At 54.0% G+C, this 15,077-nt stretch carries 11 protein-coding genes; 4 read left to right on the top strand and 7 right to left on the bottom strand.

All coding sequences use genetic code 11. The annotated features are described in order from the left end of the window. The first annotated feature begins 35 nt into the window (after nucleotides 1–35). From ACAW75_RS06995 to ACAW75_RS06980, 4 genes are all read left to right on the top strand, one after another. Nucleotides 36–221 carry a DMT family transporter gene (locus ACAW75_RS06995; RefSeq protein ID WP_370727968.1) on the top strand — a complete coding sequence of 62 codons (186 nt, stop codon included), beginning with the start codon at nucleotides 36–38 and terminating at the stop codon, nucleotides 219–221. A 30-nt stretch (nucleotides 222–251) separates the two neighbouring features. Then, nucleotides 252–389, top strand: coding sequence for a hypothetical protein (locus ACAW75_RS06990; protein WP_370727967.1), 138 nt, complete (start codon nucleotides 252–254; stop codon nucleotides 387–389). 63 nt (nucleotides 390–452) lie between these two features. Then, entirely contained in the window at nucleotides 453–2,696 is a 2,244-nt protein-coding gene (locus tag ACAW75_RS06985) for a TonB-dependent receptor (RefSeq protein WP_370727966.1), read from the top strand. 70 nt (nucleotides 2,697–2,766) lie between these two features. Continuing rightward, nucleotides 2,767–3,198, top strand: a complete 432-nt coding sequence (locus ACAW75_RS06980) for a PepSY-like domain-containing protein (RefSeq protein WP_370727965.1) — start codon at nucleotides 2,767–2,769, stop codon at nucleotides 3,196–3,198. A gap of 37 nt (nucleotides 3,199–3,235) precedes the next feature. On the opposite strand, the gene ACAW75_RS06975 is transcribed toward ACAW75_RS06980, so the two are convergent. From ACAW75_RS06975 to ACAW75_RS06945, 7 genes are all read right to left on the bottom strand, one after another. Next, nucleotides 3,236–4,186 (bottom strand): hypothetical protein, encoded by a 951-nt coding sequence (locus tag ACAW75_RS06975; protein WP_370727964.1) that lies wholly within the window; start codon nucleotides 4,184–4,186, stop codon nucleotides 3,236–3,238. Nucleotides 4,187–4,278: 92 nt separating this feature from the next. After that, nucleotides 4,279–5,712 carry a purple acid phosphatase family protein gene (locus ACAW75_RS06970; RefSeq protein ID WP_370727963.1) on the bottom strand — a complete coding sequence of 478 codons (1,434 nt, stop codon included), beginning with the start codon at nucleotides 5,710–5,712 and terminating at the stop codon, nucleotides 4,279–4,281. Nucleotides 5,713–5,809: 97 nt separating this feature from the next. Then, the gene (locus ACAW75_RS06965) at nucleotides 5,810–7,234 is read right to left on the bottom strand and encodes a hypothetical protein (protein WP_370727962.1); all 1,425 of its coding nucleotides are present in this window, start codon (nucleotides 7,232–7,234) and stop codon (nucleotides 5,810–5,812) included. 71 nt (nucleotides 7,235–7,305) lie between these two features. Next, on the bottom strand, nucleotides 7,306–10,098 hold the full coding sequence (locus ACAW75_RS06960; protein ID WP_370727961.1) for a TonB-dependent receptor: 2,793 nt from the start codon (nucleotides 10,096–10,098) through the stop codon (nucleotides 7,306–7,308). A 125-nt stretch (nucleotides 10,099–10,223) separates the two neighbouring features. Further along, on the bottom strand, nucleotides 10,224–11,237 hold the full coding sequence (locus ACAW75_RS06955; protein ID WP_370727960.1) for a YncE family protein: 1,014 nt from the start codon (nucleotides 11,235–11,237) through the stop codon (nucleotides 10,224–10,226). Nucleotides 11,238–11,623: 386 nt separating this feature from the next. Continuing rightward, on the bottom strand, nucleotides 11,624–14,098 hold the full coding sequence (locus ACAW75_RS06950; protein ID WP_370727959.1) for a TonB-dependent receptor: 2,475 nt from the start codon (nucleotides 14,096–14,098) through the stop codon (nucleotides 11,624–11,626). Between the two features lie 140 nt (nucleotides 14,099–14,238). Continuing rightward, a complete protein-coding gene (locus ACAW75_RS06945; protein WP_370727958.1) occupies nucleotides 14,239–15,018 on the bottom strand; it encodes a hypothetical protein in 780 nt (259 codons plus the stop codon). Nucleotides 15,019–15,077 lie beyond the last annotated feature (59 nt).

Genomic DNA, 15,077 nt, shown 5'->3' with positions numbered 1-15,077 from the left:
ATGTTTTTGCCGGGTTGACCTCGGTTGTTGCCAGAATGGGACTGAAAGACATCAGTTCCGATCTGGGCCTGGCCGTGCGTACCACGGTTGTGTTCGGGCTGGTACTGCTTAACTTTCTGGCCTTTCAGAACCTCCGGAAAGTGAATCAACTCAACGCGCGGACAGTTGGCTTTCTAGCGGTATCGGGCCTGACCACCACCCTCTCGTGGGTGTTTTACTAGAAAGCCAGTCAGATTGGCCGCGTCTCCGATGTGGCCCTGATCGACAAGGGGAACATCGTGATCACCATCCTGCTATCGGTTACGCTGCTGCGCGAACCTGTCACGCCCAAATTGCTGGTCGGCGGCGGCTTAATCCTGATTGGGCTACTGGTTCTGGTGTGGCGGTAAGCCCTGTCTTCTTCAGATTTACGTCAAATTTGGCGGCTATTTTTGCCTCAAAGCATTCTCTATATGCCAAAACGTACCACTACTTTTCTAGTTGTTTTCGCCATTCTGGTTCTCGCTGGTGTTGCAAAAGCGCAAACCGTACAACTCCGTATTGAAGATAGCCTGACCCATCAGCCGCTGGCCGGGGCTACCGTTCGGATTCAGACTAAACCACCCACAGGTGTTGCTGCCGATGCCAATGGGCTGGCCCGGCTACCAACGCTCAAGCCCGGCCTTACCAGCCTGATTGTGAGTTTAGTAGGCTATAAAGATTCGCCATACACATTGACCCTGCCGTTGGCTAATCCCGATTCGGTGCTAACCATTCGGCTGGCCACCGCCGAAGCGGCCCTGGAGGAAGTGGTTGTTACGGCCACGCGCACCAATCGCCGCATTGAAGACCTGCCCATTAAAGTGGAAGTGCTGGGGCAGGAAGACATGGACGAAGAAGCCGCCGTGGTGCCGGGAAACGTGGGCAGTATTCTGGGCGATATTTCCATCATCCACGTGCAACGTACCTCACTGGCAACGGGAAATCAGGGCATCAGAATGCAGGGCCTTGACCCAAAATACACCCAGATCCTGCGCGACGGTCTGCCCCTTTTTGAAGGTTTTTCGGGTAATCTCGGCGTATTGCAGATTCCCCCGCTCGATCTGAAGCAGGTGGAGATCGTGAAAGGCTCGGCTTCGACCCTCTACGGTGGCGGGGCCATTGGCGGGCTGATTAACCTGGTGTCGCGCCGTCCAAAAGCCGAACGTGAATTAACCGCCGTCCTGAACCGCTCGACCCTGAAAGAAACCAACCTGAACGCCTATTATTCGGAACAGTGGACCTCAAAAGTGGGAGCGACCCTCTTTGGTGGTTACACCGATCAGCCCGCTGTTGATGTAAACGGCGATGGCTACGCCGATGTACCGCTGATTAAGCAGTTTACCCTGCATCCGCGCCTGTTTCTGACCCCCACAGAACGTACCCAGCTCAATGTTGGCTACACGCTGGTGGATGAAAAGCGCACCGGTGGCGATGTAGAAGCCATTTACGGGGCGGATGCAGCACGTACCTACCAGGTCGACAATATCTCGCAACGCCATACCGTAGACGCGACGCTGAACCAGTCATTCAGCCAGACCAACACACTAACCGCCCGCGGAACGGCCAGTTTCTTCGACCGCACCCAGGTCGACAATGGCTATCGGTTCGTCGGTAAGCAACTGTCGGGTTATTTTGAAGCCGCCGATTACCTCGAACACGGCCCACACACGATGGTAGCTGGCGCGAACCTCACGCTGGAGCAATTCCGTAAAGGAACCGGGGACAGCACACGCATTACCGATTACAACTACCAGACGCTGGGCGTATTCGTGCAGGACGATTACAAAGTGGGAAAGGTGACGTTCCAGGGCGGTTTACGCCTCGATCAGCACAACGTGTTCGGTACGTTCTTCCTGCCGCGCCTGTCGGTACTCATCAAACCGAGTGAGCAGTGGAGCATCAGAACCAGTATTGGAACGGGCTACAAAACGCCCAATACGTTCTCGAACCTGACGGGGGCCGATGCCCGCACCAGCCTGAGCTACCGCTATCTGCTCCCGATCAGTACCAGCACCCGGCCCGAGCGGTCTTTGGGCGTGAACATGGATGTGGCTTTCCGGGGTAGCATCGGCGAGTTGAGCGTTCAGTTAGATCAGGCATTTTATTACACCAGCATCAGCAATCCGGTGGTGGCCATTACGACGGCTGGCTCAACATCAGCGAACCAGCGAACCATGTTGCAGAATGCCGCCTACGACATCACCAGCCTCGGCACTGATACGTACCTGCGGATGGAACTCCATAGCATTGAGTTTTATCTGGGCTTCAACCACACGGCGGTGCGCCGGGGCGACGCTATCCGGCAGGGCAGCGACGTGACGCCAATCGGGGCCAACACGTTTCTGCCCTACAGCCCACGCGACAAGTTTTCGCTGACGCTGGCTTATGACATTGAAGGCAAATGGCGCATGGGCATTGAGTCGAGTTGGGTGGGTAATCAGTATCTGTACGATAATCAACTGGTACCAAACTACTGGTTCTGGGCTGCCGCCGTTGAGCGTATGTTTGGCAAAGTAAGCCTGGTGCTCAACGCCGAAAACCTGTTCAATGTGCAACAGCTCCAGTACGGACCGGTGGTCACGGGACCGCGCAATAACCCTGGAACAGTGCCGCTTTGGGGGCCACAGGAAGGTCGGATCGTGAACCTCGCGCTTCGCTACAAACTGCATCAGTAATTCAAAAAATTGCTTCAGAATCAGTCGTTAACTTCAATATGGCAACCCTGCCAATAACCAAAATGAGCTTATGAAACCCCTCCTGATTGCTGCCCTGCTGGGGGTAGGAACTGCCGCCTCAACGCGGCCTGCCTCGCCCATGACCGGTACGCTGAAAGACACCACACCCGCCGCCGTCAAAGCAGCCATTGCCAAACTGTATCCAACCGCTAAGAACGTAAAATACAGCAAAGAAAACGCCGATTATGAAGTCGGATTCAAGCAAAACGGCAAGTCGATGTCGGTGGTGCTGGATGCCAAAGGTGTGGTGAAAGAAACAGAAACGGTTATCGGGGTTAGTGCCTTACCTGCCGTTATACGCGACTACGTAGCCAAAAAAGCACCCGGTAAAAAGATTACGGAAGCCGCCGAAATTGTGGATGCAAAAGGCGTGAAAACGTATGAAGCCGAAGTAGGCGGTAAAGACCTGCTGTTCGACGCAGCGGGCAAGCCCATCAAGTAGCAGAACTCAATGCGGCTGGGGCAACGTACCTAGCCGCTTAGTTTCGGAGGTAGAAATAAAGAGGTTCGGCGAAAAAGAAAGTCCGTTCGCTCGTGGTATAATAGCCCGCCCCGTTGGCAGCCCAACCGATGGCTTCGCCCTGCGCCTCCTGAGCCAGCGGCAGCAAGAGTGGTGGCCGTTTGAGGGCATCAACCACCGATTCGCCGGGTTGCCGGGTGAAGTAAAACAACTGGTCGTAGGTACGTATCAGCATCTCTTTTCCATCCGGCGACATAGCCGCTGCCGTGAGGTAATCGAGGGGCGTTACCAGCAGTTTTTCCATCATCGTTGTCTGCGTAAGTGACTGCGGGTAACTGGCTTTGTAGAGTACGCAATAGGCCTCTTTCGACAGCAAATACAGATCCAGCGTACCTGGATCGAGCAAAATAGCTTCCGCGTTTTTGGGGCCGTCGGGCAGGGTCAGTTTAATGCTGTCGATGGCCGTAATGGTTTCCCGAACGGGTAGCCTGGTGGTATCGAGCGTTGGCTCTAGAAAACGGTAAATGATTTTGGTGGAATAACGGAGCTGGTTATCGCCGATCTCGGCCACATACACATAACGCTTACCCGGAATTGGCCCCGGCCCAACGGTAATCTCTTCCCAGTCGCGGTTGGTAAGCCCCGCCAGCGTGTACGCACCAACTACATCGCCTTCCTGGTTGATCAACTGAATCTCATTCGGATTACCCGAATCCTCCTGTGTCCAGAAGTAACCCGGATTCTGCGGGCTGGCTGCTATTCCCGACGATTCTGAAAGGTCGCCATCGGCCAGTTTGCCCACCTGCTCAGGTTGAGCAAACAGCGTGGTATCGGTTTTCAAGCTGTTAATGGAATAGCCAGGCCACACCAGCGAGTCGGGCGGGTTGGTTGCCTGGCCGGAAGCGGAATCCGGTTGGTGACAACTACTGCCGATGCATAGCGTGAGGAGGAAAAGGAGAAGTGATTTCATACCGGAGCAAAAACAAAACGCCGGACCTAAGCCCGGCGCAAGTTACTGGTTGCTGCTCGTTTCAACGTATTTCTGAAGCGATAGGCTAATGACTACTTCGTTACTTTAAACGAATCCAGCTCCTTTCCATTTACATCAACCTGCCGGATCGTCAGGGTTTGGCCCGTTACGTCGGCGACTGTCAGCGAGTGAACGTTCGAGAAGAATTTGGCGGTGAATTTCTGCCACGAATCGGGATCGTTGTTTTGTTCCGGGTTATACAGCGTTTGGCCCCCCGCGCCCGTTACCAGATAAATAATGCCCCTGGGTTTGGTTTTCGTTTTTCCATTGAACGACTTGTCGAGTGTCCAGCGACCGTTCACAACCCGGCCTCTTGCTGCTTTGGCTCCCATGCTCGCTACGAGCAGTACCCCTTTTTTGTCCGGTACAAACGTCAGCGGGTACGACCGTTGGTAGTTATGCACGTGGCCGTTGAAAACCACATCGACCTTACCGGCTTCAAAAATGGGCGACATCAGGCGGGTGTGCTGCTGCTCGTAATGTTCACGTGCCGAATTGAAGCCCGGATGGTGAAACATGACAAACCGCCAGGTGGCCTTTTTAGCATTGGCCAGATCAGCGGCCACCCAGTCCTGAAGCGCTTTGTCGGTGTAATCGACATACGGGTTCGAGTCGATGACCGTCCAGTGGGCATTGCCGTAGTCAAACGAGTAGTTTGCCATATTACGCGCATAAGCATCGCCAGCGGCATCGGTAAACAACTTCCGGTTGTCGGCCGATGCCATTAAAGCGGGCATCAAGGGTCCCCCTTCCGTACCCGTTGGGCCGTTTAGGGGCTGGTTCCAATAGTAGAAGTAAGCCAGCGCATCGGGGTATTTATCCAGGTCGCGGGTGTCGGTGTCGTGGTTGCCGGGGGCCGTAATCATCGGGATCGACCGCAGCAGCGGTGCGCCTGCGGTGTCGAGCTTATTGGCGTTGTAGATTGGCCAGAACCGCGACCGGTATTCCGAAATAAGGCCACGCTCATAGACTATATCGCCGGGAACCACCACAAAATCGGGCTTCGCCAGCAGCGCACGCGATGCTAACTTTTTCTGAGCGGGTGTTTCTGCGCCAATGTCGGCAAAAGCCACAAACCGGTAGGGCTGACTGGCTGACTTAACCGCCTGCCCTTCGGCAGAGAACACGACTTTGCCCGCCTGCAATACCCGGTAGGTGAATTTGCCACCCGGAATGAGGTTGGTGAGCGAGGCGTTGTAGACCGTATGCGGAGCTATGTTGGCTACGGCGACCCGAACGGACGTTGGACCATCGGCTGGTTTCCACGCGCCGGTAGTTCCCGTCCGGTATTCCACAGCCCAGTTGGTCAGCGAATCGGCCGCATGCCACAGCACCTGCATGGTCAGGGGCGATGGCGTACGGCCAATTTGCAGGTAAGGCCGCGCAATAAACGGGTCGGCGGGCGGGTTGGCCTGAGCGCAGGCTAGTTGGGCCGTCAGCAACAGCAGGGCAAGGGTTTGTTTCATTGTCATTTACGGACATTAGGTAGCCATTTGTAGTCATTCATGGTCATTTGTTGTTTTTCTATGAATGACTATAAATGACTACCTAATGACAATATTCTTAGTGCAGATTTCCTTTGCCGTTGGATGGGTAGCAACCTACGTCGGTGCTGGGCGGGGTGATTTCCGACGAGCCATAGTTGGCACTTACCGGCACCACCGCCATTGGCGAGAAACTGGTTGTTCCCTTGCCAAGAGCTGGCGAAGAGGCCTGCAACCGGAAGTTATACGTACCCACATAGCTGACATCGGCCACTTTTTTGGTGGCCGTGTAGGGCAGCGGGAAATTGACAAACAGTGGGTTGTTTTTCTGCACTACGGCGGTACCATCATAAGCCTGGCCGAGTTTATAACCCGCTGGCAGGTATGTGGCAGGAGCCGGGAAATCCGTTGTCTGGGGCTTGGTGGTGAAACCAACTGGGTAAATCTGATTGGCCATTTTCAGCGAATCCACATAATTGTAGTTGTAGCCATATTTGATGTTGGCCGTATCGGCAACCACGAGTGCATTTCCGGCGTAGGTGGCCGTGGCACCCACGATCCGGGGACCGTATTTGCTGTTCACCATCAGGTTATTATAAAAAGCACCCCGTGATCCCTCTTCAAAATTGATCGAGCCGCCCCGCCCATCTGCCGACCGGCGGTAGCCGTTGTGTACCATCGTGTTGTTGTAGAACAGCACATTGGTCTGCGGCTGAGCTGGTTTCTGCCCGTTGTTCGATGCCTTCGGTCCGTTGGTGGCTGAACCAATAATCAGGTTGTAGGCAAAGTTGCCGACCGTACCGCCTTTCACGTTCCAGGCTTCGCCACCCGTAAACCCGCATTTCTCGAACGTGTTTCGCATCACGTTGTACTTGCCACCAAACGGACGCATCGGGTCATCGACGGAGCCATAAATCCACGAATCTTCTACCACCACGATTCCGTCTGAGTTGGCCGATGAAACGACGTAGGCTTTGCCCCCGTTGGCAATAAACGATACGGGCGAAGTAACCACCGTGCCGCCGCCAAATTCCAGATGGGTCCACTTGATGATGATGTTCTTGAACGTTGTTTCGCCCAGAATACCGCCCCACAAGCCCGCATAGGCCGGGTCGGTGGTTGGGTCGGCGCCCAGCACGTCGGTTTTTCTGGCCGTTGGTACCGTGAAATAGATGGGCTTGGCCTGGGTTCCCAGCGAGAGCAGCGTGCCTTTCACAATAAAGCTCCACACCCCTTTGCCATCCATATACACTTTGGCTCCCGGTTGAATAACCAGCGTATCGTCGATGAATACGTTGCCGCTGACGGTATAGGTCGAATCGGCGAGGAGGGTGCCTTTGATGACACCCTGTAACGGCGTCTTGGTGCTGATAGCCGCCCCCACTTTAAACAGCGGAGCCGACACAACCACGTTTTCTTCTGACTTGGAACAGCTCGACAGACCGGCTGTAAGACCTGCCATGACAAACAGAGCGAGGCTTTTCAAGCGAAATTGCTTCTTCATTTTTTAGACAATTGATTAAACTAAACTGTTGATAATCAGATAATTTGAATGAGGTTCAAAGGGTGATCACATTAATGCCTGTAGCGAAGACCCAGCAGGTAACTTTGCTGGAACAGGTCTTTCTGGACCAGAATGCGGTCGGTACGGGTCTGCTCCGGCAGGTTGGTCAGGTTGTTCGGTTTCAGCACCTCCGAGATAATCGGGTTGTTGAGCAGGTTGGTCATCTTGGTAAAAATCGAGAACCGGGCGGTCGAACGGCTGTTGCCGCCAAAGCGTTTTTCGGCCGAAAAGTCCAGTTGCGACGTACCCCGCTGCCAGTAGTCGAGGCCCAGATAGGGCGACACGATATTGATCCGCTTGCCGGTGTAAACAAAAGCCAGTTGCGCGTCGAAATTGATCTGCTGGTTTTTGTAGATCAGCGATAGGTTGGCAATATGGTCTGACTGCCCCTGCAACGGGCGTGTCTGCAACGCATCGGTCACGGCAGTCGATCCCTGCGCATCGCGTCCATAGACCCGTTTTGTGGTGGTAATGCTCGACTTGGTAAAGGTGTAATTGCCCGTTACGCCCCAGTTGTTCCAGAATTTGGCAAACACCAGTTCGGCCCCGAAGTTGGTCGCCGTGCCGAAATTGAGCGGCTGGTAATCTGTTCTAACGTTGCTGACCTGGTTGAAACCGTATTCAATCGGATTCTGGATATTCTTGTAAAAACCGCCGATAAACAACTGCTCGTTGCCACGCGGGAACAGTTCGTAGCGCAGGTCGATGTTGTCGGCAACGGTGTGTTTCAGGTACGGATTGCCCGATTCGGTGAAGTAATCGCCTGGGAAACTGGCGGGCACCAGTTCAAAATATCCTGGCCGGCTGATGCCTTTGAAATAGGAGAAACGCACATTTTCCCGACTCGATAGCTGGTATTTCAGGTGCAGGCTGGGCAACACATCCAGGTAGTTGATTTTGCCCGTTTTGCCCGCGCTCGTTTCCGGCAACTGCGATATATATGACTGGATCGTATTCTCGACACGTACCCCGCCTACCAACTGCCAGCGTTCGGCCAGCGTAACTTTGCCCTGTAGATAACCCGCCGTAATCTGCTCTTTGGCGGTGTAATTGTTCCCATTGGCACTGTCGGAAAGGGCGGTAGAGATTGGCCGGAACGACAAAACCGCCTGGTCAATCGTGGTATATACCTGCCGGTCGCCGCCGGGAAGCACCGTTGCCAGGCTGTAGTCGTTGTAATAGTTATCCCGGTTTTTATCCCGATACATACCTCCCGCCGACAGTTCGATGGTGGGGGTCAGGTTATAGGCCAGGTTGGCGTAGCCGGTCAGGTCGCGGTCGTTGTTGCGCGTCCAGATAAAGTTAACGGAGTTGATATACTGGGCACCTCGAACCGGGTTGCCGTTCAGGTCCGGCTCAACGCGGTAGGTAACGCTCATGTCGGTCCAGTTTGGGGTTTGGCTTTTGGCCAGTGAATACACCGCCGACCAGCTCAGCTTCAGATGGCTGGTTAGCCCATGATCGCCCTGAAGCGTTGCGTTGTACACGTTCTGCCGCCGAAACACCGAGCGGTTGGTGGTCGATACGTCGCCAAACTTCGTCAGTTGATCGCCGAGGATCTGGCGGTGCTGCTTATCATCGAGTTGCATGAACAGGCCGTAGAGACTCAGCTTGTGCCGGGTTGGGCCACTATCGGTGCGGGAAAAGGCGTAGTCGAACTTGGCATTCAGCCCCGTCCGGGCCTGTTCGTTGGAATAAATCCGGTTTTCGACCGACACAAAAATGGGCGTGTTGGGCAGGGGGTCGGGGCTGGGTTGCCCGTTGAGACCAAAATACGTAGAGGTGCTGCCCCGGTACGTATGCTGATCGCTCCCACCAAGTAGGAAACCCAGTTTACGATTAAAAATCCGGTTGCCAACCGACAGGCTGAATAGTCCGTTTACAGGTACGTTCACGTTGCTGTAATTCAACAGATTACGTGAAAATTCGGCAGGTTGCGCGTAGTAAGTGTTGCTGCCTGCTACTTCCGACGGCGACCGCAAATTGATGCCGTTTGTGCTGAATCCTGAGAAAGGCTGGCTGCTGAAAATCTGACTGTAGCCGCCCGATGCCGTTGCCGTCAGCACCAGGTGATCCGGGGCCGAGCGCATAATCATGTTCATGGATCCGCCAATGGCATCGCCTTCCATGCTGGGGGTCAGGGCTTTCACCACTTCCAGACGTTCGAGCAGATCGGCCGGGAAAATATCCATCGGCACAAACCGGTTCTTATTGTCGGGGCTGGGAATCTTAATGCCGTTGACGAGCGTGTAGTTATACCGCTTGTCCATGCCCCGGATAATGGCAAACTGCCCATCGCCGCTGGCGTTCCGCACAATGGATACGCCCGACACCCGCTGAAGCACGTTGGCAACGGTGATGTCGGGAAGCAGCGAAATGGCTTTAGCCCCAATGATATTCAGGACGTTATCAGCTTTCTGTTCGGTTTTTCGCACGCTCTGGTCGCTTTCCCGGTCACCTCTGCCCGACACCACCACCTCCATCAGGTCGGTACCGGCGCTGCTCAGGGCCACGTGCTGGGTCAGGTTTTCGCGCCCCACCATAATGACCTGGGTGGCCGTTTTGTAGCTGATGTAGCTTACCGTGAGGGTGTATGATCCTTCAGGTACGTTGCGAAGGGTGTAGCTCCCGTCTAGCCCGGCAACAGTTCCGAAGCGTGGGCCACCGCCCGTTGTCCGCACCAGCGTAACTGTAGCCCCCACCAGCGACTCGCCGGTTTTTGCTTCGGTTATCAGGCCTTTCAGCGTGGCTGCCTGTGCCGCTAGACTGCTGATAAATAAGAGGATAAGTAAGAGGTGTTTCATAAGTAACTGTGAAAAACAGGATGCAGGTCAACTAGACGTTTGCGGGATTATCAACGGCAAAGCGCGGCCAGACAAGCACCGGAAAAGGCTTTAGAAAATGAGTAAACCGGATTGGATTGGCTTTTTTAGTTGGCTTTAGGCCCGTAGACCGACACGCCGAACGTACCTGGTAGCAGTTCTTTAGTGCCCTCTTTGTAGTCGGCTCCGCTCAGAAAAATGCGGTGGGTAGTTCCCCGGTGAACAATGGTTTTCTGGCCGGGTTTCGTGGCCAGCGTTTGTACAACCCGGTACTGATCGGGCGTGTCCTGATGAACGATGGTGGCGCTGCCCTCGCCGTTCGAGGTGATAATCAGCTTCAGGTCTTTGTCGTAAATCACGCCATCGACCCCGCCGCCAATAGGTAGCGCCTGAATGATTTTACCCGTCGATGCGTCGAGGATGACCAGCGTTTTGGTTTTGCGGCAAACCGAAAACAGGCGATTATTGGCCACGTCGATGGTAAGGCCAGTGGCTACTTCGTTGGGGGCAAGCGAGAACTTGTGTTTGACGGTCAACGTCTTCGTGTCGATCTCAAAAATCTCGTTGGTGTCTTCGTTATTATTGAATACACTGCCTTTGTCGTTGGTACAGGCAAATTCCGGTGCGCCGCCCATCTCAATTTTCCCAACAACCTGATCCGTAACTGCGTCGATGACAATGGCATTGCCACTGCCGTTATTGAAGACAAAAATTTGCTTCGAGAACTTATCATACAGCACGGCATCGGCCTTTTTGCCGTCTACCTGAATGGTTTGGAGCACCTTGAACGTGTTGTAATCGAATACCGTGATGGTGTTGTCAGTGCCGTTGGTGATATAGCCTTTGGTGAGGTCTTTGGCCAGCCCAATTCCGTGAACGCCTTTCAGGCCGGTGATTTCGCCGATGGGCGCGTCGGTTTTCAGGTCGATGATATGAATCCGGTCGCCGTGTGAGACAAAGAGCCGTTCGCGCTCACCGTCCATTTTCAAATAATCCCACTTGCCATCGCCGGGCAAACTGATTTTGGACAGGAATTGATAAGTGGGCTGGGCAATGGCCTGCCCCAGCAGGCAGGTGATTAGCCAGAGGGCAGCGGCTACGGTTGACTTGCTTAGTGACATGGGTACGCAGAGGAGATAATTCGTGTACAACCAGCGCGTTATCATCGCGAACGCTACTAAGTAGATGTACGCATCAGGTGTTTATTGATGCTGTAAATGTAGGCTCCTTTACCAGTCGTTGACAAGCCGTTTTTGTGATTTAATGATTTGACAATAAGAAGTTTACGAAAATATAATAGCTTATTTTTTTGATAACATGGTTATGAGTAATTAACACGCATGAGAGCCTGGTCATTCAGAAAGCAGCCGTTCCAGAGAAGCGTTTTTCGGCCTTAGAACAACGTACCTGGCGCAGTGGAAACGCTAACGGTATTGTATATACGTACCGATGCTTCCCTTACTCAGTTGGTGCTGAATAAGGGAAGCATCGGTACAGGTAGTTGCGGTTAATTACTGAAGTCAACGTCGGGTCGATCCAGCTTGCGTTCTTTGCGTTTACCCGCTTCGGTGCTACCCAGTGGTACCTGAAGCGTCAGTTTAAAATAGCGTACATCGCGCCGGTTCATCGACTGCTGAAAAACAGTGGGCTGTTCATAGGTCGTTACAAACCGCCGTGAATTGAAGATGTCGTTGACGCTGAACACCAGGCTGCCCCGGTTCTGCCAAAGCCCTTTTCGCAAGGCAAAATCGGCGGCCATAATTGGTAACCGATAGCCCTGTAACTGCACCGACCGGCTGTCGCGGGTGCCGGTAACCTGCGCCGTAATGTTGGCCGGGAAGCGGTAGGTCAGGTTTATTTTGGCGTTGTATACCCATAACTCATTCTGCATCGTGGTCGACTGAATGATGAAATGACGCAGGTTCAGACTGCCCAACAGGCTTAAATGCCGCCCCCAGTCTACTTTCAGCGTTTGGTCGAGGCCGTACTGAATGTCGGCTTTTACGTTGACGAAGGTGGTCACGAGCAGCGATGAATCGGTGGCCGAGGGCTGCACGAAGGGCTTGATGGTGTGATCTTCGTAGATGTAATAAGCCGTTGCCAGCCATTGTGCCGCGCCAAACGTGCGGTTGTAAATCAGTTCGGCGGTATTCACGAATTCCGGGCGCAGGGCCGGATTTCCAATCGTGATGTTCTGCCGGTCACTGGCCTGAATCCCCGCCGAAATCTGCCGAAAACCAGGACGACCCACTTTCCGGCTCAGGCTCAGACCCAGTTCGCTTGATTCGCTCAGTTTTTTGGTGGCCGAAAAGGTAGGGAAGAAGGCCTGAAACCAGTTCTGTCCACTCGCCGACGGGTAGTTGTAGCCAAACGAGCTGTTGTCGAAGCGGTTCAGCCCGCTAAGGCTCGACTGTTCCAGCCGCAGGCCCGCCTGAATGCCGATGCCATTGCGAAACTGCTTGGTATACATAGCATAAACGGCGTTGACCGTTTCGGTAATGGCCGCGTTCTGCGAGTAGGGAATCAGGAGTTGGTAGGCTTGGGTGGCCTCATTCTGCTGGTTAAAAAAATACTGCTGATCGCGGGCAAACGTGAAGCTACGCGCCCCAAACTCCCATTTTGCCGAATCACCCATTGGCCGCACGTAGTCGAGCTGCGCCAGGTATTGCGTACCGGCCGTTCGCCCGTCGATGCGGTCACGTTCGGGAAAACCGCGCTGGGTGATGCCCGTGGTTGTGCCCGCTTCTGACAAAAAAGAAGTGGTGTACCAGTTGGCGGCGTTGGAGATCTGATTGCGGTTGACCGAGGTGGTCAGGCTCAGTTCCTGCCCTTTGCGCGAAAAACTGTGTTTCCAGTCAAATTCGGCCCCTATGTTGGTGAAATTGTTGTGCGGGTCAACCGTGCGACCTCCGTAGCTGGTCCGGTTACCGGCGGCATCGCGGTAGGTATACTGCTGGTCGGAGGCGTTATTGAACGCGCCTTCCGCCAGCGTACCCGCCACCGTCAGCACGTCTTTTGGGCTGGCGGTATAGTCGACCGCCAAGCGCCCGTTCTGGAAGGTATTGTTTAGCTGAATACTGGTATTCTGGTCGAAGAAGCTCGTTGCCTTCCCCGTTACGGCATCCCGATTGGTGCGGTTAACGTACCCGGTCAGCGGGTTTTGCGTGGCGTTCAGGCTGTAGAGGGCCGTCACGTTCCAGCGACCTTTCCGCCAGTCGATGTTGGCCGTAGCATCGTAGCGATTGTTGTTGCCAATGCCCACGCTCACCAGCCCGTTGTAGCCCGGTTGCCGGTTCTTTTTCAAGACAAGGTTCACAATTCCGCCCGACGTAGAGGCATCGTACCGCGCAGAGGGATTGGTAATCACCTCGACCGATTCAATCTGGTTGGCCGGAATCTGCGCCAGGGTAAGCTGCGTGGGCTTGCCGTTGATGTAAATAGTGGTGGCCAGATTGCGGAGGGTTGCATTGCCGCTTTCGTCGACAATGATCGAGGGCACGTTCCGCAGCAGTGATTCGGCCGTGCCACCCACCGTTGTGAGGTTTTTAGCCACGTTGAATACCTGTTTCTCGGTGCTCAAAGAGACCACTGATTTCTCGCCGGTTACCTTCACCTCGTTGAGTAAACGGGAGTCGGAACGAAGCGATAACGTACCCAGATCAGCCGTTAAGGCATTGTCTGTCAGCGTAACCGTTTGGCCGTTCGACACGTAGCCTACAAACGAAGCAACTGCCCACAGCTTTTCGAGAGGCAGGTTTGTTACCGAAAAACGACCCTGATCGTCGGTTTGTGCCCCACCGGCAAGCGTACTGTCAGCACCGGCTTTTTTCCAGACAGCTACCGTCGCAAAAGGCATCGGCTGCTGCGTGGCGGCGTCTATGATCTGCCCCACCAGTTGCCCCCGGTTGGGTACAGACTGGGTACGTCCTAGGTGGCTGATAAACAGGTGAAGTACAATGGACAGAAGTAGAGTACGGTTCATGGAAGACCAGGAGAGTTTAATAAGTTCTCTCATAACAGCCTCAGAAAGCCTGGTTTGGTTCATAGCGTCGGCGTGAAACCGACGAACGGTCCACTTCTGCAAACAAACGGCTCAAATCTGGAGATAACCTGTAGCTGCGTTCATGTACTGAAAACGCGGGCCAGTTTTTTTTCTAAATCGGCCTCCAGTTTCAGTAGCCCTTCCTGGTTGGGCAGGTACGTTAGTGCCCGGTGGTGCCGGAGGTCGAACGGAATATCGGCCACTGACTGTGTAATCGGAATGACCAACTTGCCCAGCGTATGGGCTACACCGGTTTCGTAAAACACGTTAGGATTTCGATCCGTAAAATCGGTGATAACAACACGGCTCGTGAAAATAAGGTCGAACACATCCTGAATCAGAATACTGTTATCCCAGATATCATCGGCGCGACGGCAGGTAATGCGCAGGCGCGCACAGACGTTGCGGATCGCCAGGTACGTTCCGTTAAACCGGCCCTCGAACGGCATCATGACCGACAGCATCAGCGGCTCTATCGGCTTGTTCGGAATCTGAAATACATCGGGCGCAAACCGAATGACCCGTTCGGGACTGGTTGGGCGGTTTGTTGAAATAAATTCGTCGTTAACGTTAGCCATAGATTGTTTCTCCCTCGCTTTTTTTTCGGCAATAAATTGATCCACGTCAGCCAGGTACTCCGGGTCTGCGTCTATGATCCGGGCCAATACCTGCAGGCTGTTGCCTTCGTAATCAGCATCTCTGAAATCGAGGCTGCGTAGCAGGCGTGGGTGGTCGTTGATGACATCAAGACTATTCGTCAGGTACGCCAGCTTAATCCAGTCCATCTTGGTGAAGTGGTCCCGGATGTATTCATGGAGCGCAAAAAGATGCTGCATTTGTGCATGCGTAAGGCGAATCATGACTGAACGGAGTAAAGCGACTATGTTTTATTTGTGATATATAAATGCAATAATATTCA

This window comes from Fibrella arboris (assembly GCF_041321095.1).
Lineage (GTDB): Bacteria > Bacteroidota > Bacteroidia > Cytophagales > Spirosomataceae > Fibrella > Fibrella arboris.
Note: the sequence above shows the minus strand (reverse complement) of the source record. Positions and strands in the feature narration are given on the sequence as shown.

Bases quoted from the DNA above. Each gene is read 5' to 3' on its own strand.
- ACAW75_RS06995 (WP_370727968.1), top strand. From the start codon at position 36: ATGGGACTGAAAGACATCAGTTCCGATCTGGGCCTGGCCGTGCGTACC.
- ACAW75_RS06975 (WP_370727964.1), bottom strand. From the start codon at position 4,186: ATGAAATCACTTCTCCTTTTCCTCCTCACGCTATGCATCGGCAGTAGT.
- ACAW75_RS06950 (WP_370727959.1), bottom strand. From the start codon at position 14,098: ATGAACCGTACTCTACTTCTGTCCATTGTACTTCACCTGTTTATCAGC.
- ACAW75_RS06970 (WP_370727963.1), bottom strand. From the start codon at position 5,712: ATGAAACAAACCCTTGCCCTGCTGTTGCTGACGGCCCAACTAGCCTGC.
- ACAW75_RS06960 (WP_370727961.1), bottom strand. From the start codon at position 10,098: ATGAAACACCTCTTACTTATCCTCTTATTTATCAGCAGTCTAGCGGCA.
- ACAW75_RS06965 (WP_370727962.1), bottom strand. From the start codon at position 7,234: ATGAAGAAGCAATTTCGCTTGAAAAGCCTCGCTCTGTTTGTCATGGCA.
- ACAW75_RS06980 (WP_370727965.1), top strand. From the start codon at position 2,767: ATGAAACCCCTCCTGATTGCTGCCCTGCTGGGGGTAGGAACTGCCGCC.
- ACAW75_RS06945 (WP_370727958.1), bottom strand. From the start codon at position 15,018: ATGATTCGCCTTACGCATGCACAAATGCAGCATCTTTTTGCGCTCCAT.
- ACAW75_RS06985 (WP_370727966.1), top strand. From the start codon at position 453: ATGCCAAAACGTACCACTACTTTTCTAGTTGTTTTCGCCATTCTGGTT.
- ACAW75_RS06955 (WP_370727960.1), bottom strand. From the start codon at position 11,237: ATGTCACTAAGCAAGTCAACCGTAGCCGCTGCCCTCTGGCTAATCACC.